The 18,821-nt window shown below is 44.6% G+C and carries 19 protein-coding genes and 1 other RNA gene; 11 read left to right on the top strand and 9 right to left on the bottom strand.

Features of this window, described 5'->3' with window-relative positions; translation table 11 throughout:
- Positions 1–17 precede the first annotated feature (17 nt).
- The 4 genes from ACIM339_RS03130 to ACIM339_RS03115 are packed head-to-tail and all read left to right on the top strand — an operon-like array spanning position 18 to position 4,673.
- Entirely contained in the window at positions 18–680 is a 663-nt protein-coding gene (locus ACIM339_RS03130) for an ERCC4 domain-containing protein (RefSeq protein ID WP_015283155.1), read from the top strand.
- 34 nt (positions 681–714) lie between these two features.
- Positions 715–2,814, top strand: coding sequence for a DEAD/DEAH box helicase (locus tag ACIM339_RS03125; RefSeq protein ID WP_015283154.1), 2,100 nt, complete (start codon positions 715–717; stop codon positions 2,812–2,814).
- 31 nt (positions 2,815–2,845) lie between these two features.
- Positions 2,846–3,271: an Lrp/AsnC family transcriptional regulator gene (locus ACIM339_RS03120; RefSeq protein ID WP_015283153.1), complete on the top strand. Its 426-nt coding sequence runs from the start codon at positions 2,846–2,848 to the stop codon at positions 3,269–3,271.
- 37 nt (positions 3,272–3,308) lie between these two features.
- Positions 3,309–4,673, top strand: coding sequence for a transporter substrate-binding domain-containing protein (locus ACIM339_RS03115; RefSeq protein ID WP_015283152.1), 1,365 nt, complete (start codon positions 3,309–3,311; stop codon positions 4,671–4,673).
- Between the two features lie 5 nt (positions 4,674–4,678).
- Here the strand turns inward: ACIM339_RS03115 and rnpB are convergent.
- The 3 genes from rnpB to ACIM339_RS03105 all read right to left on the bottom strand — a co-directional run bounded on the left by rnpB (position 4,679) and on the right by ACIM339_RS03105 (position 7,731).
- Positions 4,679–5,055, bottom strand: an RNA gene (gene rnpB, locus ACIM339_RS07780) — RNase P RNA component.
- Positions 5,056–5,097: 42 nt separating this feature from the next.
- A complete protein-coding gene (locus tag ACIM339_RS03110) occupies positions 5,098–7,284 on the bottom strand; it encodes a CDC48 family AAA ATPase (protein WP_015283151.1) in 2,187 nt (728 codons plus the stop codon).
- Between the two features lie 30 nt (positions 7,285–7,314).
- A complete protein-coding gene (locus tag ACIM339_RS03105) occupies positions 7,315–7,731 on the bottom strand; it encodes an Hsp20/alpha crystallin family protein (protein ID WP_015283150.1) in 417 nt (138 codons plus the stop codon).
- A 147-nt stretch (positions 7,732–7,878) separates the two neighbouring features.
- On the opposite strand from ACIM339_RS03105, the gene ACIM339_RS03100 reads away from it, so the two are divergent.
- The 5 genes from ACIM339_RS03100 to ACIM339_RS03080 are packed head-to-tail and all read left to right on the top strand — an operon-like array spanning position 7,879 to position 13,369.
- On the top strand, positions 7,879–9,456 hold the full coding sequence (locus tag ACIM339_RS03100; RefSeq protein WP_015283149.1) for an ABC transporter substrate-binding protein: 1,578 nt from the start codon (positions 7,879–7,881) through the stop codon (positions 9,454–9,456).
- 58 nt (positions 9,457–9,514) lie between these two features.
- Entirely contained in the window at positions 9,515–10,537 is a 1,023-nt protein-coding gene (locus ACIM339_RS03095; RefSeq protein WP_015283148.1) for an ABC transporter permease, read from the top strand.
- 10 nt (positions 10,538–10,547) lie between these two features.
- Positions 10,548–11,408, top strand: coding sequence for an ABC transporter permease (locus ACIM339_RS03090; RefSeq protein WP_015283147.1), 861 nt, complete (start codon positions 10,548–10,550; stop codon positions 11,406–11,408).
- Positions 11,409–11,412: 4 nt separating this feature from the next.
- Positions 11,413–12,384 (top strand): ABC transporter ATP-binding protein, encoded by a 972-nt coding sequence (locus ACIM339_RS03085; protein ID WP_015283146.1) that lies wholly within the window; start codon positions 11,413–11,415, stop codon positions 12,382–12,384.
- A gap of 1 nt (position 12,385) precedes the next feature.
- Complete coding sequence (locus ACIM339_RS03080; protein ID WP_048104001.1) at positions 12,386–13,369, top strand: ABC transporter ATP-binding protein; 984 nt, start codon at positions 12,386–12,388, stop codon at positions 13,367–13,369.
- A gap of 11 nt (positions 13,370–13,380) precedes the next feature.
- On the opposite strand, the gene ACIM339_RS03075 is transcribed toward ACIM339_RS03080, so the two are convergent.
- Positions 13,381–13,770 (bottom strand): hypothetical protein, encoded by a 390-nt coding sequence (locus tag ACIM339_RS03075; protein WP_015283144.1) that lies wholly within the window; start codon positions 13,768–13,770, stop codon positions 13,381–13,383.
- 64 nt (positions 13,771–13,834) lie between these two features.
- Between ACIM339_RS03075 and rph the strand changes: the two genes are divergently transcribed.
- Positions 13,835–14,539 (top strand): ribonuclease PH, encoded by a 705-nt coding sequence (rph, locus tag ACIM339_RS03070; RefSeq protein WP_015283143.1) that lies wholly within the window; start codon positions 13,835–13,837, stop codon positions 14,537–14,539.
- Positions 14,532–15,194: a class II glutamine amidotransferase gene (locus ACIM339_RS03065; protein WP_015283142.1), complete on the top strand. Its 663-nt coding sequence runs from the start codon at positions 14,532–14,534 to the stop codon at positions 15,192–15,194. The genes rph and ACIM339_RS03065 overlap by 8 nt, the downstream gene beginning before the upstream one ends.
- On the opposite strand, the gene ACIM339_RS03060 is transcribed toward ACIM339_RS03065, so the two are convergent.
- The 5 genes from ACIM339_RS03060 to ACIM339_RS03040 are packed head-to-tail and all read right to left on the bottom strand — an operon-like array spanning position 15,151 to position 18,783.
- The gene (locus ACIM339_RS03060; protein ID WP_015283141.1) at positions 15,151–15,837 is read right to left on the bottom strand and encodes a metallophosphoesterase; all 687 of its coding nucleotides are present in this window, start codon (positions 15,835–15,837) and stop codon (positions 15,151–15,153) included. The two genes, ACIM339_RS03065 and ACIM339_RS03060, sit on opposite strands and share 44 nt — an antisense overlap.
- Positions 15,824–16,468, bottom strand: a complete 645-nt coding sequence (locus ACIM339_RS03055) for a 2,5-diamino-6-(ribosylamino)-4(3H)-pyrimidinone 5'-phosphate reductase (protein WP_015283140.1) — start codon at positions 16,466–16,468, stop codon at positions 15,824–15,826. The genes ACIM339_RS03060 and ACIM339_RS03055 overlap by 14 nt, the downstream gene beginning before the upstream one ends.
- Positions 16,469–16,472: 4 nt before the next feature.
- Entirely contained in the window at positions 16,473–17,249 is a 777-nt protein-coding gene (uppS, locus tag ACIM339_RS03050) for a polyprenyl diphosphate synthase (RefSeq protein ID WP_015283139.1), read from the bottom strand.
- Positions 17,228–17,848, bottom strand: a complete 621-nt coding sequence (locus tag ACIM339_RS03045; RefSeq protein WP_015283138.1) for a TrkA family potassium uptake protein — start codon at positions 17,846–17,848, stop codon at positions 17,228–17,230. Before ACIM339_RS03045 ends, uppS begins: the two co-directional genes overlap by 22 nt.
- The gene (locus tag ACIM339_RS03040; protein ID WP_015283137.1) at positions 17,845–18,783 is read right to left on the bottom strand and encodes a TrkA family potassium uptake protein; all 939 of its coding nucleotides are present in this window, start codon (positions 18,781–18,783) and stop codon (positions 17,845–17,847) included. The genes ACIM339_RS03045 and ACIM339_RS03040 overlap by 4 nt, the downstream gene beginning before the upstream one ends.
- Between the last annotated feature and the right edge of the window lie 38 nt (positions 18,784–18,821).

The raw sequence follows: 18,821 nt of genomic DNA, 5'->3' as shown, positions 1-18,821 counted from the left end.
GTTTTCCATACACAATTATGAGAATATTCGTGGATTACAGAGAGCACTCCGTGATTTCCCTCCTTGAATCTGTGCTGGGCAAATTTGAGATGGTAAACCTCCCGGTTGGAGATTTTCTTATATGCGATGAAAATGGTGTGCTGATAGAGAGAAAGAGTGCTCGGGATTTCCTGAGCAGCATGAAAACAAATAGACTGTGGGATCAAATGCGCAGACTTCTTGCCGATGAGGTTATGGACTGTAAAATTTTAAGAAGAGCACTCCTCATACATGGAAGCATAGAGGATGAACTTCACCTCTCAGGATTCGGCTGGAACCATGTTATGGGTGCATTTATGGAAATTCAGTTCAAGCATGGCATTCCTATTTTCCACGCGGAGAGTGACGAGGCCCTTGTTGAATTCTTCAGAATTCTCATAAAAAGGGAAGGTGAGGGAAAGAATGATGGGGAAATTGAGAGAAGGTGGGAGCGTATCCCTCCCAAAAAATCCATGAGTGAGGAGGAGTGGAAGGTCTATGCCCTATCCTCCCTACCATATATTGGGGAGAAAATGGCGAGGAAGTTGCTTGCCCAATTTGGATCCATTGAAAAAATAGCAAGGGCCAACATTGTGGAGTTGAAAAAGGTAGAGGGTATAGGGGAAAAGAAGGCGAAGCAAATTTACCGCATATTCCATTAGGAAAACTATTAAAGCCATAAGGGATTAATCCACCGTGAAAATCAGTGATATTCCCTTGAAACGTGAGTGGCTTCAGATTTTTGAAGAGGAGGGTATAAGAGAACTCTATCCTCCCCAGGAAGAGGCAATAAAAAAACTTTTCAAGGGGAAAAACCTTGTTGTGGCAATTCCAACTGCCAGCGGCAAAACACTGGTTGGATACATTGCAATTTTAAGGGCATTCAAAATGGGACTCAAAAGTGTGTACATTGTGCCACTCAGGGCTCTAGCCATGGAGAAATATGAGGAGCTGAAAAGATTTGAAAGATTTGGAATGCGTGTTGCACTGGCCATTGGAGATTACGACAGCCCTTCCGGGTACCTGAAACATTACGACGTTGTGATTGCAACCAGCGAGAAAATGGATTCCATCCTACGCCATGACCTAGAATACGCCTACAACCTAGGCGTGGTGATAGTGGACGAGGTTCATCTGATGGGAGAGCCAACCCGCGGCCCAACCCTGGAAATGGTGATTTCAAAAATAAGGGATGTAAATGATGAGGCACAGATAATCGCGCTCTCGGCAACAATAAAAAATTCTGAAGAAATTGCATCTTGGCTTGAAGGAGAGCACGTCTATAGTGAATTCAGACCCGTTCCTTTGAAACTGGGCGTATACTTTGACGATACTCTTTTATTTGAAAATGGAGAAACAATAAACGTACCCCATGACGGAATAAACATAGGGAACCTTGTAAGCAGGAGCATTGAACTTGGTGGGCAGGTGCTCATCTTTGTAAATCGACGAAAATCTGCTGAATCCCTTGCAGAGAAACTGAGGAGGAGGGTTGATAAATATTTAAGCAAGGAGGATAGGGAAGCGCTTATGAACATATCCAAGGAGCTGCAGGAGGAGGAATACACCATTTACGGAGAGAGACTCACAAAAATGATAAGGCACGGGGTCTCCTTCCACCATGCGGGACTGAGCAACAGGCAGAGAAGCGTCATTGAAAGAGCGTTTAAGGGCAGATGGCTAAAGGTGATAGTTGCCACTCCAACCCTGGCAGCGGGAATAAATTTACCCTCTCGCACGGTTATAGTGAGAGATGTTACAAGATACGATGGATTTACAAGTGTGTACATACCCGTAATGGAAGTAAAGCAGATGCTTGGCCGCGCAGGAAGGCCGAAGTATGACAAGTACGGAGAGGGGATAATTTATGCCAGGAGCGCCAGCAGGGCCAAGGAGTACATGGAGACGTACATTCTTGGTGAGACGGAGGATATAGAATCACAACTTTCAAACGATGCAGCGTTGAGAATCCACGTGCTTGCCCTTATTGCAAGTGACATGGTAAACAAGGAGGGGGAACTGTTTGATTTCTTTTCAAAAACATTCTACGGATTCAAAATGCCTGTGAAATATCTGAATAAGAAAATTGAGCACGTTTTGAATTTTCTTGAGGCTAACGAGTTCATAACCCGAAAGAGATTAATACTCGCAACTCCCCTTGGAAAGAGGGTTTCGGATCTGTATATTGACCCATACACAGCGATATTCTTTAAAAAATGTTACAGTAAGGACTATGACGAATTCTGCATTCTACACACCATCGCCTGCACTCCAGACATCATTCCAATCAGGGCCAAAAAGAGCGAGTTGCCCGAACTTCTGCCCGTGGCCTACACCCACGATCTTGCAATTGATGAATTCGATGTGGATCAGGATACATTCTTCGGAGCACTCAAAACTGCTTTGATGATAATGGACTGGACAAATGAGGTTTCTCAGGACAGACTTATAGGCAGGTACGATGTGGGTCCGGGGGATATCCATGGGAGGGTGGAGATAACAGACTGGCTTTTATACGCATTTGCAGAGATAGGAAGGGTTCTAAAGTATCCCCACGTGCATCAGGTAGAAAAATTGAGATTGAGAGTTAAGTATGGAGTCAGGGAAGAGCTGCTGCCCATAGTCTCTTTAAAGGGTATTGGACGTGTGAGAGCGCGCAGATTGTTTGATTATGGTTTCAATTCAATTGAAAAACTGCGCAAGGCTAAAGTTTCGCAGTTAACCAGAATTCCAGGCATAGGTGAGAAACTTGCCCACGAGATCTTAAAACAGGCACGGAGGGAGATTTTAAAATAAATTGAGGTAATATCCCACACACGGTGATTCCATGGATGATAGAGACAGAAAAATAGTGGAACTTCTTCTTAAGGATTCCCGTATGAGTTATTCAAAAATAGCAAATATTTTGGGAATAAGTGATACCGCCGTTCGCAAGAGAATAAAAAACCTAGAAAAAGAGGGTGTCATAAGGGGTTATACAGTGTGTGTTGATCCCCACTCCCTCGGCTATAAATGCGTGGCCATACTTGGAATAGATACCGAATCCGATAGATTTTACAAGGTGGCGGAAACTCTCAAAAATATGAAGGAGGTCAGGTGCGTGGATATGACAAGTGGAGAAAACATGATAGTTGTTGAAATCTGGGCTGAAAATGGGGAGGATCTGGCAAAATTGATATCCGAGAGAATTGGAAAAATTGACGGTGTGAAGAAGGTAAAATCATCTGTGGTTCTCCAGAAACTCAAGGGTTGAGAAAATTTTATATTACACCCTTCACTTTATTATTGAAATGAAGGGGCGTTCAACAGCATTGATTGTTCTCGCGATATTTCTTGTTTCCGCACTGTATTACTCAGGAATGGCATTCTCCATTCCTCAGAAATCCGGAAGAGCCATTAAAATAGGGGTTGATATAAACATTCCACCCTACTCCTACATGGTAAACAACGAGCCCACAGGGTTCAACATAGATATGCTAAAGGCCATGGAAAAATACACAAATATCACCTTTGAGTTCATACCTGGCACCTGGAACTCTTTGATATACAAACTCAAGATGGGGCAAATAGATGCCCTGATGGCGATGGTGCCAACAAAGGAGAGAAACAGAACCTTCTTGTTCACGCAGATTTATCAGCACATATACTTCAATTTCTTCCAGCGTGCAACCATGGCCCCAATACAAAGTATAAATGACATTGCCAATCACACAATTGCCGTTGTGAAAAATGATATAACAGAGAATTTCGCCTTGGAATGGATGAACAAAACACACAGAAACCTCTACATCGTTGAGGTTAACACACCTCAGGAAGGACTGGAACTCGTCAACAGCAATAGCGTGGATCTGTTTTTATATGAGATTCACACATGCACATATTACATTTCAAAGATGAATCTAAAAAATGTTGTTCTCACAAACATTCAGGCCTTTTCCATGCCTCTGGCAATCGCCGTGAAAAAAAGTGAGCCATGGCTCGTGAATGATCTGAATATGGCAATAAACAAAATAAAGGACTCCGGAGAGTACACGGAAATTTACAACAAATGGTTCAATCCTCAAACATCCACAGGCATTCCACTCTACATCTACGGCTTGGCTCTGATCCTTGGAATCTCGCTGAGCGCCATTGGTTACATGGGTGTTAGATATGTTAGGGAAAGGAGAAGGGTCAGAGAGCAGGGCAGAAGAATTGAGAACCTTCAAAAACTCTCCAATACACTTATGGAAAACATGCCAATTGGCCTGCTGTACATAAAAGAGGATAAATGCATTTACGCCAATCCGGAAGCCCTGAAAATTCTGGGTTACAGTTTTCAGGAGATAAACTCCACAAAAATATTCAGAAAACTCATAAGAGGGGGAGAGATAGAGATAAAAACAAAAAGTGGCCATATCAGGTGGGTGCTGTCAAAATCCATAAATTATGGCCATGGTAAGATAGTAAGTTTAATAGATATAACGGAGAGGAAAATTCTCCAGATCAAAGAAGAGAAGAGATTTGAATTCCTGAACAATATGCTGGATGCTTTGAGAAATCCTGTCCAAAATATGATTTTCGCCTCAGAAGATATGGAGAGCAAAGATATGCAAGAGATAATCAAAAAGGAAATAGAAAAAATTGCAAATATCTTGAAGGAAGAGCCAAAGTAGGGGCCAAGTGCCAGGAGTAAGCCCCCTTCTGTTGGGGAGACACCTGCGGTTTCTCCCTCAACCCTCTTCCCCTTGGTAAGATTGAACTGGGAACCACCGGTATCTCCCTGGCGGCATCCGACTGTGCGTCCTACCTGTCCTTCGTCGGGCAACTCACCAGGACGGTTTGAACTTGCTCCGCCGGGGTCGGCCGTTTCATCAAATCCCGCGGGAACGTCATCCGCAGGGAATCATCCTGCCCCGCGGGCTGTGTCGTTTCTGCTCCGTTGCCGTCCCTCTCGGGATCCCCGCTTGCACGGGGCCGGCTGCCCGATGGAGGGGGGACTTTCCTCAGGAAGGGGCACCCAAGGTTCCCCTTTCCCGTGGCCGCCCTCTGGCTCTTGGCCCCATAAAAGAGAAGGTGGCAGGTTTAAAAAATTTTCTCTCATTCCCTATTCCTGAACTTCTCGGCCATCTTCTCGTACATCTCCTTCTCCTCCTTGCTCAGTGGTTTTACCCTCTTTAAGGCCTCCTCAAAGTGCTTCATTGATATTCTTGCATCATTTGGATTCTCAGGATCCTTTCCGCTCTGTATGTATTCCCTAAGTGCAAGTATGGTTGCCTCGTTGCACACTGCCTCTATATCAGCACCGGTATACCCCTCGGTGCGCTCTGCAAGGGCATCAATATCCACATCCTCAGCCAGAGGCTTGCCCCGGAGATGTATTTTGAATATCTCCCTTCTCGCATCCCTATCGGGCACTGGAACATATATAAGGCGATCAAATCTTCCCGGGCGAAGCAGTGCGGGATCCAGCATGTCAGGGCGATTTGTGGCCGCTATAACGGTTACATTGTGCAGTTCCTCAAGACCGTCCATCTCGGTCAGGAGCTGAGACACGACGCGCTCCGTGACCCTCGTACCGAGATCCATACCACGCACAGGTGCCACAGCGTCTATTTCGTCTATGAATATCACCGCCGGCGCCGCCTGTCTCGCCTTGCGGAACACTTCTCTCACTGCTTTTTCGCTCTCACCAACCCACTTGCTGAGGAACTCAGGACCCTTGACGCTTATGAAGTTTGCCTCACTCTCCGTGGCAACTGCCTTTGCAAGCAGGGTTTTACCCGTTCCGGGCGGTCCGTATAGCAGTATTCCCTTGGGTATCTTAACCTTCATGTGGGCAAAGAGCTTGCGATACTTGAGAGGCCACTCAACCACCTCACGGAGTTCCTGCTTCACATTCTCAAGCCCTCCAATATCGTCCCAGTGCACATTGGGCTTCTCTATGAGCACCTCCCTCATGGTGCTGGGTTGCATCTCCCTATAGGCATCCATGAAATCGTCCCAGTTAACCTCTATTTTCTCAAGAATCTCCACCGGTATTTTCTCCATCTCCATATCTATTTCGGGCATTATGCGGCGCAGGGCACGCATGGCGGCCTCCTTGACCAAAGCGGCGAGATCTGCACCCACATACCCGTGTGTCATATCCGCCAGTTTGTCAAGATCAACATCATCGGCAAGAGGTACACCACGGGTGTGTATCTCCAGAATCTCCTTCCTCGCCTTTCGATCGGGTATGCCAATCTCTATTTCCCTGTCAAACCTTCCAGGTCTGCGCAATGCAGGATCAAGCGCATTAGGCCTGTTTGTGGCCCCTATCACTACAACCTTGCCCCTGCTCTCCAAGCCATCCATGAGTGCGAGAAGTTGTGCCACCACTCGCCTTTCTACTTCTCCACTAACCTCGTCCCTCTTAGGTGCAATGCTATCAATCTCATCAATGAATATTATGCTCGGAGCATTCTCCTGCGCTTCCTTGAATATCTCCCTTAGATTTTCCTCGCTCTGCCCGTAGTACTTACTCATTATCTCGGGCCCACTTAAATATATGAAATGGGCGTTTGCCTCATTGGCCACAGCCTTTGCCAGCAGTGTTTTACCTGTTCCAGGAGGTCCATAAAGCAAAACGCCCTTTGGCGGCTCTATACCCAATCTCTCAAACAGTTCAGGATGCCTCAACGGCAGTTCAACCATTTCGCGTATTTTCCTTATTTCCTCCTTCAAACCCCCAATATCCTCGTAGGTAACCGTTGGAATTCCGCTTGTGCTTTCCTTTGCAGGTTTCTCGCTTATCTTTATCTCCGTTGATGAGGTAATTAAAGCAACCTCCTTAACAGGCTTGACACTTGTAGCTATGAGATCTATTGAATTGCCCATCACATTTATGGTTACAACATCTCCCCTGGTTATCACGCGTCCCTCAAGTAGGTTCTTGAGATACTCCTCTCCACCCATTAGGCGCAGGGGCTGAGTGGGAGCAAATATCACCTGAGTGGCAGGAGTTGCCGTGGCCTTCTTTATCTTAACCTTATCATCAATGCCAACACCTGCATTCCTCCTGGTGTAACCATCTATTCTTATTACCCCAGAGCCTTCATCCTCAGGATATCCTCGCATAACAACGGCTGCTGTTTTCTTCTTTCCCTCTATTATTATGGCGTCTCCAGGCATAAGACCCATCTTCTCAAATATGACAGGGTCTATCCTGGCTATTCCACGGCCCACATCCCTTGAGCGGGCCTCGGCTACCTTGACCACTATGCCATCATTTTTTCCATTCTTCATTTAAATCACCTCCAAAAAAGAGTGGAAATTTTATTGTATTTCCACCCTCCTCTTCTCGCCGGCCTCCTTTTTGAAGCGGATGACCAGCATTCCGTTTTCGTACTTTGCCCTCACGTTTTCGGTGGATACCTTCATCGGCAGGGTTATGTTCCTGTAGTACCTCCTTATAACCCTCTCCTTCTTGTGGTACTTCTTAACCTGCTCCTCTGACTCCTCTGTGAGCTCTGCGCTGACCTCAACACTGGTGGGTGAGACATTGAGATTTATATCCTCCTTCCTGACCCCTGGAAGTTCCATTATGACCACGAGTTCGTCATCCGTTTCGTACATATCCATCAGAGGCATCTTGTAGTCCTGAGCGTACTCCTTGCGCATTGCGTTGAGTTCCCTCTCCATCTCAGTCATTATGTCGTACATCTCCTTGAATACCCTGTCTCCGAATATCATCTTCATCACCTCCAGTTATCAACCTTTAGTTGATTACTAATTTCTCATATACAGCACTTCTATATAAAACTTTTGTTTATTTGACGTGATAAGGCGTGGCAAACTTTAAATACAATCTTTACGTTTTATTCACCTAGGTGAGCAGATATGCAAAAGGGTGGAATAATAGCAATAATAATTGTAGTGATTCTAATAATTGCAGGGATTGCAGTGTACTACGCCATGCAGCCTTCCAGTAACCAGCCAACACCCCCCCAGAAAAAGATGCTGGTCATAGGTGTCACAGATAAAATCTCAGATCTTGACACCTCCAATGCCTACGACTTCTACACGTGGGAAGTGCTGAACAATATAATGGGTGGTCTTGTAACCTATAAACCAGGAACGGCAGACATTATCCCGGCAATGGCCCAAAGCTGGAATGTTAATGCAAATGCCACCATATGGACCTTCCACCTGAGGAAGGACGTGAAAAACCACAATGGAACTGTTCTGAAAGCCCAAGATGTTGTTTGGAGCATTGAGAGGGTTATGAGAATAAACGGAGATCCCGCCTGGCTCGTAACATCCTTCGTGAAGAAAGTAACGGCCACCGACGATTACACTGTTGTATTCACTCTCAAACATCCAACTGCCTATTTCCTAGCACTGCTAACTGATCCACCGTACTTCCCCGTAAGCAGAGCATACGATCCGAACCACATTCAGAGTGATCAAACTGCCGGTGGTTGGGGCCCATACTATATAACCAAATGGGTCAGGGATCAGGAACTGGATTTGCAGGCGAACCCCAATTATTACGGGCCAAAGCCCAAGATTGAGAAGATAGTGATTAAATTCTACAAGGATGCAACCACAATGAGGTTGGCTCTCCAGAACGGGGAGATAAACATCGCATGGAGAACCCTAAGACCAACAGATATTGAGAATCTGAAGAAGAGCGGGTCATACAATGTGGTTGAAATACCCAGTTCATACATCAGGTACATATGCTTCAACACCGTGAAGGGCCCAACAAGTGATGTTCGCGTAAGACAGGCACTTGCCTACGCAATTGACAGACAGCAGATCGCAGAAAGGGTCTTCCACAACACAGTGGAGCCACTTTACACGCTTATACCAATTGGTATGTGGTCCCACAAGGACGTGTTTAAGGAGAAATACGGAGCATCTCCCAATCTAAATGCAGCTAAAAAACTTTTAGAAGAAGCGGGTTACAGCACCACAAATAAGTTAAAAATAAATCTATGGTACACACCCTCCCACTATGGAGATACCGAGGCAGATATTGCCCAGCTTCTTAAGCAACAGTGGGAAGCTACGGGAATGGTTGAGGTCACAATAAAGAGTGCAGAGTGGCAAACCTACCTACAGTACGCAAGACAGAAGCAGATGGAAGTTTATATGTTCGGCTGGTATCCGGATTATCTGGATCCTGATGACTACACCACACCGTTCCTATCCTCTGTGGACAATGCCAACGGGTGGGCCGGAACTGGATACAACAACAGCGAGATGAACCAGATACTTTCTGAGGCACAGCAACTCACAAACAAGACCCAGAGAGAGAAACTATACATAAAAGCACAGGAGATTCTTGCCCAAGATGTACCATACATTCCTTTCATACAGGGTAAACTGTACGTCGTAGCAGACAAGGACATAGGTGGAATAATCATAGGTCCAGATATGATTTTCCACTACAACCTGCTATACTTCAAGTGAGTTGTATCAAAAACTTTTTTTATTTTTATTTATTACTTACTCAAAAGGGTGGTTCTGTATGGCATCAAGAGGTCTCGGTAGGTACATTGTCATTAGAGCGCTTCTGATTATTCCAATGATTCTCATTCTCTACACCGTGGTGTTCTTCTTTCTGAGAATTCTTCCGGGAGATCCCATACTTGCAGTTGTCGGTACAAAAAATATACCTCCTGCGCAGCTGGAGCATCTGAGACAAATGGCAGGATTGGATAAACCCCTGTGGTATCAGTATTTTGATTATTTGACAAAGGTTTTCACAGGTAATTTTGGAGTTACCTTGGCATCCCCCAGTGGGAAATCTGTTACCTCATTCATAGCCCAGAGATTTCCTGCAACTCTTGAACTGACCATCTGGGGGTTTGGAATAAGCGTACTTCTGGGGATAATAACTGGAGTTATAGGGGCTAGAATGAAGGGAACAAAGGTGGATACTGCAATGCGTCTTTATAGCATATTCGTATATACTCTCTTCATTCCTTGGTTTGGCATGATGCTCCAGTATTTTTTCGGCGTGTACCTGCACATCCTTCCCACCTCTGGCAGAATAGCGCCAGGTATGCAAATTCACACAATAACAGGCCTCTACGTGCTTGATAGTATTCTTACAGGAAACTGGCCGGCTTTGGTCAGTTCAATAAAACATCTTATCCTTCCAGCACTCACCTTAGGAATAGTTTTAAGTGGGGCCTACACACGCCTCGTGAGAAATAACATGGTAGAAGTTCTCAGCATGGACTTTATACGTTCCTATCATGCCCGTGGCGTTAGAGGAGGAAAGGTGCTTTGGTACGCTCTTAAAAATGCTTTTATCCCTGTCATCACCCTAATGGGTCTTCAGTTCGCCATACTCCTGGGTGGAGCAGTACTAACAGAAACAACATTCAGCTGGCCAGGGATGGGTACATTTCTTATGGATAGGATAAGTTATAGGGATTATACATCGATACAAGGCACCGTGATTTTTATTGCAATATTCATCGGCGTGATAAGCTTGATAGTAGACATCGTGTATGCGCTTCTAGATCCCAGGGTGAAATATTAAAGGTGATAGTATGGAGTTGGCAGATAAAATATTCAATGTGGCGTTCAAATCTCTCTTGAAGAAGGTACCTGGAAGAGGGCTTCTTTTAACCGGTCTTACCATAGTTCTAGTGATCATTTTTATGGCTATATTCGCACCGTTCATCTCACCATACAGTCCTACAGAATCAACAAACGATACCTTTGCACCACCATCATGGAAACATCCTATGGGTACAAACAGGATAGGCCAGGACATGTTCTCAAGAATTGTATGGGGAGCAAGAATAATGATCTATGTTGTGGCGATAGCAACAATGCTCTCTATGAGCATAGGTATACCCCTTGGACTCATATCAGGTTACTATCGAGGGAAAATGGATAGGACACTGAGCATAATAATGGATAGTATTTACGCCTTCCCGGCCATAATATTGGCCATTGTAATATCCGTAGCCTTGGGTCCAAGTCCTATGAACACAGCAATTGCCATATCCTTCGTATACGTTCCTACATATTTCCGCATGGTTCGTGGACAAACCCTGAGTTTCAGAGAGCAACTGTTTGTGGAGGGGGCAAAAGCTGTGGGAGCAAGAAACAGAGACATAATGTTCCGATACATACTCCCAAATCTGGTACCCACAATCCTTGTGGTGTTTTCCCTAAGCGTTGCTGATGCAATTCTTACTGAAGCTGGTTTGAGTTTTCTGGGTCTCTCTGTTACACCACCCACCCCAGATTGGGGTTACGATCTGAAGGTGGGACAGCCATTTCTCCTAGATGGTTACTGGTGGCTCGTGGTGTTTCCAGGCCTTATGATCATGCTTTTTGCCATGGCTTTTGCACTAATAGGGGAGGCATTAAGTGAGAGAACTTCCCTTGGAACGAGGTGATAACATGGAGAGCGTGGTTATGGATGTAAGAAACTTGAGCGTTTATTACTTTACAATAGCCGGGACAGTTAGGGCCGTTGAAAATGTGTCCTTTAAAATAGAGCGAGGAGACTGGGTAACCTTTGTGGGGGAGAGCGGAAGCGGAAAATCTACGGTGGCCCATGCACTTGTAAACCTCGTTCCCAATCCTGGAAAAATAGTCAACGGAGAGATCATATTCAATGGAAAGAATATACTGAAAATGTCTCCTGAAGAACTCCGAAGCATAAGGGGAAAGGATATAAGTATGATATTTCAAGACCCAATGACCAGTCTTGACCCCCTGAGAAAAATTGGAGAGCAAATTGCAGAGGTTATGATTGAACATGGTGTTGAAAAGAATGAGGCTATGGAAAGGGTTAAAAAACTTCTAAGAAGCGTTAACATTCCAGAGGACAGAATAGATTATTACCCCCACCAGTTAAGTGGTGGACAGCGGCAGAGAATAATAATCTCTATGGCAATGGCTTTTCATTCAAAGCTTATAATTGCAGACGAACCCACAACTGCCCTTGACGTGATAGTGCAGGATTCAATAATGGATTTGCTGGAAGATCTGAGAAAAGAAGGGACAAGCGTGTTCTTCATAACCCACGATATATCCCTAGCCGCCGAGAGAAGTTCAAAAATAGGAATAATGTACGCAGGAAAACTCGTAGAATTTGGATTTGTGGACCAAATAATAGATAATCCCAAGCACCCCTACACCGCTGCACTATTTCAGAGTACGCCGGATCTATGGGTTGATAAACAAATTACATCCATACCTGGATATCCTCCGGATCTTAGGGATCCTCCTGCAGGATGCAGGTTCTATCCAAGATGCCATGTTTTCAAGGATGATGAAAATCTAAAAGGGCTCTGCGATTCAAGGGAACCCACAATGAAGGAAGTTGAACCCGGCCATTTTGTTGCCTGTCATCTGTATGGTGATTGAAATGGATTATATATTAGAGGTTAGGGATCTCAAAAAGTACTTTCCGGTCAGGAGAAGTTTCATTGAGATAATCAAAAAATCTCCCCAAAAATATGTAAAAGCGGTTGATGGAATATCCTTCAAAATAAAAAGGGGAGAGACACTGAGTCTCATTGGAGAGAGCGGATGTGGCAAAACCACTGCGGGAAGAACAATATTACGACTTATCGAGCCAACGGATGGAAAGATAATATTTGAGGGAAGAGATATAACAAACATTCCAGAAAAAGAGTTGAGACCAATACGCAAGGAGATGCAGATAATCTTTCAGGACCCCTATGCAAGTTTAAGTCCAAAGATGAAAATTGGAGAAGCAATATCTCATCCTCTTCTAATTCACAATTTGGCAGACAAGGAGGAGGCAAAGGAGATAGCTCTAAAAATGTTAAAGAGGGTAGGACTAACTCCGGAAGAAGAATTCTACAACAGATATCCACACCACCTAAGCGGCGGACAGAGACAGAGAGTCGTGATAGCAAGGGCCATGGTTCTCAAACCAAAATTTGTGGTTGCCGATGAGGCCGTTTCGATGATAGACGCATCTATGAGAGCATCAATACTAGAACTGCTTAACGACTTCAAGAGAGAGTACAACCTTAGCATGCTCTTCATAACCCACGACATAGATATAGGAAAACTCATTTCAGACAGGCTCGCGGTGATGTACCTCGGAAAAATCGTTGAAATTGGGAGAGTTAAAGACATACTCAACAACCCACAGCACCCATATACAAAGGCTCTTATGGAGGCCGTACCTTCAATAGCAAGAAGAAAGAGAGAGAAGAAGGTAAAAATAAAGGGAGAGATCCCAAATGCAATAGATGTCCCACCTGGATGCAGATTTCATCCAAGATGTCCATTTGCCATGGAGATATGCCATAGAAAAGAGCCCGAACTTGTGGAGGTGGAGCCAGAGCACTTCGTTGCCTGTCATCTTGTGAAATAACCTTCAATTTTTTATTTTTGTGGAATTTTTGGAGATGCGAACATGGGCAGCTCTTCAACATCCCGTATAAGATGGCTTCTCACCACGAGATTATCCACAGAGAGATAGATAAGGTAAAAATAAACTCCCAGAAATACCAGTCCGAAGAATATTCCCAATGGCCATAGTATTTTCAAATCATCTCTAGTTTTAACATAGTTGCCCTGCATATAAGAATCCCTGGTACTCTTTGAAAGAAAAGCTATGAAAATATCCAAAAATGCAAAAATTATGCCAACGAGCCCCCAGGGTAGCAGGAGTATGCCCCACAGCGCATTTATGCCTGCCACAAATATGGATAAAACTATGGCCATATTGAGCGATTCTCCCACCTTCTCAACGCCCTTCATCACAATGTTCATAATTTTGCTCTTATTTAATATTTGCCATCAAAAAATTATTTATCTCCATTCCCATGTGCATGGGATGAGAACCAGGAAATTTGATGAGATAAGACCCGTTGAAATTGTGCCAAATTTTCAGAAAAAACCATACGGCTCTGCACTCATAAGACAGGGGGATACCGTTGTTCTTTGCTCTGCACAGGTCATTGAGAGCGTACCCGATTGGTTAAAGGCCCAGAACTCAGGATGGCTCACAGCCGAATACTCCATGCTCCCTGGCTCCTCGGATACGCGAATATTTCGAGATAGGGGCCACGTTAATGGGCGCAGTAAAGAAATAGAGAGGATAATAGGAAGAACCCTCCGTGCAGCCGTTGACCTAACCAAACTCGGTCCAAGAACCATATGGATCGATTGCGATGTGATACAGGCAGATGGAGGTACAAGAACTGCAAGCATAACCTGTGGATTTGTTGCGCTCTCCCTGGCCGTGAGAAGGCTGATGATGGAGGGAAAGATCGCAGAAAATCCGATAATTCACAAGGTAGCTGCCATAAGCGCTGGTATTGTGGAAGGAAAGCCCATGCTGGACCTTGCCTACGAGGAGGATTCAAAGGCCGATGTGGATCTCAATGTGGCAATGAACGAGGATGGAAAATACATAGAAATTCAGGGCACATCTGAGAGAAGGGCACTCAGCAGAGATGAGCTAAACGTTCTTCTGGATCTGGCAGAGAAGGGCATAAAAGAACTATTCAAGAAGCAAGAGGAGGCCCTTAATGTGTAGATTCGTGGCTGTACTCTCCAGTGAGGATATCAATTTACGTGAATATTTTAATTTCCTGAAAAAACAGGCCCTTGAGGGAAAGAGGGCACCCCACAGAGATGGTTTCGGATACTGGATACTCTCAAAAAATGGAGAACATTATTACAGAACAACACTGCCCGCATGGAATTTCAAAGATGCTTTACCGAAGGGGCATGTTGCATTTTTTCACGCAAGAAAAAGGGGAAAAACGGGGGCTCCTGTGGAAATTGATAACGTTCACCCTTTCATACGCGGGGGTGCTGTATTCATGCACAATGGAACGCTTCATATCCATAAACATCCGAGAGCTGTAGGAGATACAGACACAGAGAGTTTCTTCCTCACCCTGCTTGACCATGAAATTGAGGAAGGGCTAAAAAGCATAGTGGAAAATGAAGAATTCACATCTCTGAATTTTGTGATGTATAGGGGTGGAGATCTTTACATATTCAGGTTGGCCATAAAAGCGGAGAGTTATTACTCCATATTCATAAAGGAAAATTCAAGTGAAATTGTAATTTCTACCGAGGAGATGGGTGCCGGATTTAGAAAGATGAGAAACGGAGAGATGCTAATAATCTCAAAAGATCTCAAGGTTGATTCATATTGTATTTTCCCAGATATGTGCCATTGAGAAGATATACCTCCATTTCACCAACCAATTTATTTCTAAAAAGTGGCCCAATAGGTTTACCGATAGCAGCACCCACAAGTGGGTTGAAGGCTGGAAGCACAACTATTTTTACATTCTTCCCATATTTTTCCACGCCCCTATCACTTAAATTTCCACGCAACAGGCATGGCATCTTGGTGGATTTGCTTACAGAATCAAAAAATTCCATCTCCGGATGAATATGTCCCATGAAGAGGATGTCTGCTGTCATAACACCCTCTCCTGGCCAAGAGTGTCCATGTATGAATCCGTATTTACCCATACGAAATCCCGTTGCAGGTTTAATTTCAAAATCAACCATATCCTCTATGCCCCCATCATGATTGCCCTTAACCGCCGTTATAGCGTATGGAAGATCCTGAAAAAACATACTCAATTCCCGAGGAGTGCGTAAAATACTGTGTTTCACATCACCCAATATTATTAGTTGCTCCGCACCATAGCGCTCCATCAAGGTAATTATTCTTCTTTTCATACTCCTCCAGATTGAGGGCACGATTATTCCCCTCTCACGAAGTTCATCCTCGTAGCCTATGTGAAGATCCGCAATGACCAGGGAATTTATATCTTCAAGATAGATGGCACGATCTCTATCCACTTTCATAATTCACACCATAACGCAAGAGAACCCCATATCCAAGGGGTTTGCATTCCAGCAGTTTCAATTTAATTGTTTCCTCTGCAAACCTGGCACCCTTTCCTGAGACAAGGGTGGGTGCGTCTCCTCCTATGATCATGGAGCCGACAAATACGTTGAGTTCATCAACAAGCCCCTCTCTCAGAAATGAGGAAATCACCGTGCTTCCTCCCTCAACCATCACACTCCCTATTTCCCTTTTCCAGAGTTCCTCCATGAGGCAATGCAGATCCACAAGATTGTATCCACATCTTATTATCTCGGCGTTCAAATCTCTTGGTGGTGCATCCTTTGTGGTGGCGATTATTGTGGGTGCCATATCATTTAAAACCCTCGCATTCTCAGGAATACGCAACTTTGAATCAAGAACAATGCGCACGGGATTTTTAGCATCTGGCACAAATTTCTCCTTGACTGTGAGTTTTGGGTCATCTTTGATTATCGTGTTTATTCCCACGAGAATGGCATCCACAGAGGCACGAAGATGATGAACTCGTCTGAAATCTTCCTCATCGCTTATCTTTATTCTCCTTCCCCCAACAAGGGCTATCTTGCCATCAACACTCATGGCTGCATTTACAATTACTCTGGGACGCATAATCTCACCTTCCAAACCGCCTCTGCCTCAACTGGTAGTCCCTTATAGCCCTGAGAAAGTCAATCTTACGAAACGTGGGCCAGTATATGTCAGCGAAGTAAAACTCACTGTAGGCGCTCTGCCAAAGTAGAAAATTGCTTATTCTCTCCTCGCCAGATGTGCGAAGTATCAGGTCAGGATCCGGTAGTTCTGCAGTGTACAGGTGCTTTCTGACCTCGTTTTCGTCAATATCCTCAATTTTAAGTTTGCCCTCCTTTACCTCCTGGGCAATCTCCTTTATGGCCTTCACTATTTCCTCCCTTCCACCGTAGGCAATGGCTATGTTGAAAAAGAACTTATCATAATTTTTCGTTCTCTCCTCTGCGTAATCTATGGCCCTTTGAAGATCCTCTGGAAGGATCTCCCTCTGCCCAATGACCCTTATCCTTATCCCGTTTTCATGCACCCGCTCGTCATCAGCCGCCCTCTTCAGATTCTCAACAAAAAGGCGCATCAATTCAAGCACTTCCTCACGGCTTCTGCTGAAATTCTCTGTGGAGAAGGCATAAACGGTGAGTATTTTTATGCCAACTTCCCTGCACCAGTCAATTACCTCCTCCAATTTATCGCGACCCTTCATATGCCCATCCGAGGGTTTCATACCCAGCTCCTTTGCAAACCGACGATTTCCATCCATAATTATACCCACATGCCCTGGAATCTTTCCCTCCTTCACAATCTTCAAAAGTTTCTTCTCGTACGCCTTGTAGGCAGTTTCCACTAGTCCTTGGGTAAAATCCATTGTCCCATTATTCCCTTTATTTTATTTATTTCTTTTCCCTGAAGGATGAATATGAGCACATCACCCTTTCTCAGCACCTCGTTTGGACCCGGTTTCTTTATAAATTTATCCCCTCTCTTTATGCCCACAATAATTCCAATCTTCCTGCGTATATCAGTGTCTTTTATTTTCTTGCCGGAGTACCTATCGGGCAAATTCAATCCAACAATACTCAGATCTCCAGAGATCATTATTCTATCTATGAAAGAGGCCACACGAGGGGCGAGAAGGAATCTCAAAATCTCCCTGCCAACGATCTCACTCTCAAGTACAGCATAATCAGCACCTGCCTGATAGGCCTTTCTGACATTCTCAGCCTTACTGACGATGACCGCTACCTTTATTCCCGGATTGAGTTTCTTTGCAAGCAGCGTTATGTATATGTTTTTCTCATCGCTTTCGGTGGCGGCAATGAGCACCCTTTCCCTCTCTATTCCAGCCTTCAAAAGAACCTCTTCCCTGGATGGGTCTCCCTTTATTGCCCCCTCTCCCTCGGCCTTCACATCTATAATCGTGCCCCCAAGTCGCCTGGTTAAATCGTTGTAACCACATAGTATCATCCAGACACCCCCTTCAAAAGTATAACCACATCACCAGGGTGCAGAATGAACTGGGGGGCGGGATTTACGAACAACTCACCACCCCTATAAACCCCTATTATGATGGCATTCTTCATCCTCTTACCCATTTCCATCACAGTGGTTTCACTTTCAATCCTTTTTTCCAAAATATGAGTGTCCTGGAATATCTCCCCAGTAAATTTATGGGTCAGGTCCTCATTTACCCAGTGAGATATAACGGAACTTATTATTTCGTCCTTTCTTATCACAAAATTTGCCCCACTCTTTTTCAGTATATCCCCTACACCGGAGTTTTCGGCAAGGGCTATTATGTTCAACCTCTCATTCATATTTCTAGCAGTGAGTGTGGTCACAGCATTAATCTCGCTGCTCCCTATTGCGAGGAGGGCTCTGGCTCTGCTTATGTTGGCTTTCATGAGATTTTCCATTTCCGTGGGTTTGCCAATCACAGCAGGGTAAGTTGAAGGAGCATTTTCATCCACAATCACGAATGGTATGCCCAGCAAATCCAGTTCCTCCACTATTATATCCGCCACATCATTGTATCCTGCAATTATAACATGGGCATCTTCAGGAACAGGCAGTTTCTCACCATGAACCGCGCTCCTTACCTTCAACTCTATCCAAGGACCAAGAAGAGCCTGAATACCCCCGAAAATCACGCCAAGCCCGAAGATCAGGTAAATTATGGTGAACCACTTACCCACCTCGCTTTGCAGGTCAACACCTGCAGGATAATGGCCCAGGGTGGATATAGTGACAACGCTGAAGTATATGGCATTGGTGAGGCTTGCACTCTGATGCTCCACAAAAACCTTAATGAGCACATAGCCCAAACTTCCCAGCAGTATTGTGATTATAACCATAAGGATGAACAGAATCAGGCGGTTCTTGAGATGAAACGATGAAACCATTGGGAGTATATAATCATCAATGATTTAGATTTTATCCC

Origin of the sequence: Aciduliprofundum sp. MAR08-339 (assembly GCF_000327505.1) — an archaeon.
Lineage (GTDB): Archaea > Thermoplasmatota > Thermoplasmata > Thermoplasmatales > Aciduliprofundaceae > Aciduliprofundum.
This window is presented reverse-complemented; position numbering and strand designations above follow the sequence as displayed.

Bases quoted from the DNA above. Each gene is read 5' to 3' on its own strand.
- ACIM339_RS03130 (WP_015283155.1), top strand. From the start codon at position 18: ATGAGAATATTCGTGGATTACAGAGAGCACTCCGTGATTTCCCTCCTT.
- ACIM339_RS03120 (WP_015283153.1), top strand. From the start codon at position 2,846: ATGGATGATAGAGACAGAAAAATAGTGGAACTTCTTCTTAAGGATTCC.
- ACIM339_RS03115 (WP_015283152.1), top strand. From the start codon at position 3,309: ATGAAGGGGCGTTCAACAGCATTGATTGTTCTCGCGATATTTCTTGTT.
- ACIM339_RS03110 (WP_015283151.1), bottom strand. From the start codon at position 7,284: ATGAAGAATGGAAAAAATGATGGCATAGTGGTCAAGGTAGCCGAGGCC.
- ACIM339_RS03105 (WP_015283150.1), bottom strand. From the start codon at position 7,731: ATGATATTCGGAGACAGGGTATTCAAGGAGATGTACGACATAATGACT.
- ACIM339_RS03100 (WP_015283149.1), top strand. From the start codon at position 7,879: ATGCAAAAGGGTGGAATAATAGCAATAATAATTGTAGTGATTCTAATA.
- ACIM339_RS03095 (WP_015283148.1), top strand. From the start codon at position 9,515: ATGGCATCAAGAGGTCTCGGTAGGTACATTGTCATTAGAGCGCTTCTG.
- ACIM339_RS03090 (WP_015283147.1), top strand. From the start codon at position 10,548: ATGGAGTTGGCAGATAAAATATTCAATGTGGCGTTCAAATCTCTCTTG.
- ACIM339_RS03085 (WP_015283146.1), top strand. From the start codon at position 11,413: ATGGAGAGCGTGGTTATGGATGTAAGAAACTTGAGCGTTTATTACTTT.
- ACIM339_RS03080 (WP_048104001.1), top strand. From the start codon at position 12,386: ATGGATTATATATTAGAGGTTAGGGATCTCAAAAAGTACTTTCCGGTC.
- ACIM339_RS03075 (WP_015283144.1), bottom strand. From the start codon at position 13,770: ATGAACATTGTGATGAAGGGCGTTGAGAAGGTGGGAGAATCGCTCAAT.
- rph (WP_015283143.1), top strand. From the start codon at position 13,835: ATGAGAACCAGGAAATTTGATGAGATAAGACCCGTTGAAATTGTGCCA.
- ACIM339_RS03065 (WP_015283142.1), top strand. From the start codon at position 14,532: ATGTGTAGATTCGTGGCTGTACTCTCCAGTGAGGATATCAATTTACGT.
- ACIM339_RS03060 (WP_015283141.1), bottom strand. From the start codon at position 15,837: ATGAAAGTGGATAGAGATCGTGCCATCTATCTTGAAGATATAAATTCC.
- ACIM339_RS03055 (WP_015283140.1), bottom strand. From the start codon at position 16,468: ATGCGTCCCAGAGTAATTGTAAATGCAGCCATGAGTGTTGATGGCAAG.
- uppS (WP_015283139.1), bottom strand. From the start codon at position 17,249: ATGGATTTTACCCAAGGACTAGTGGAAACTGCCTACAAGGCGTACGAG.
- ACIM339_RS03045 (WP_015283138.1), bottom strand. From the start codon at position 17,848: ATGATACTATGTGGTTACAACGATTTAACCAGGCGACTTGGGGGCACG.
- ACIM339_RS03040 (WP_015283137.1), bottom strand. From the start codon at position 18,783: ATGGTTTCATCGTTTCATCTCAAGAACCGCCTGATTCTGTTCATCCTT.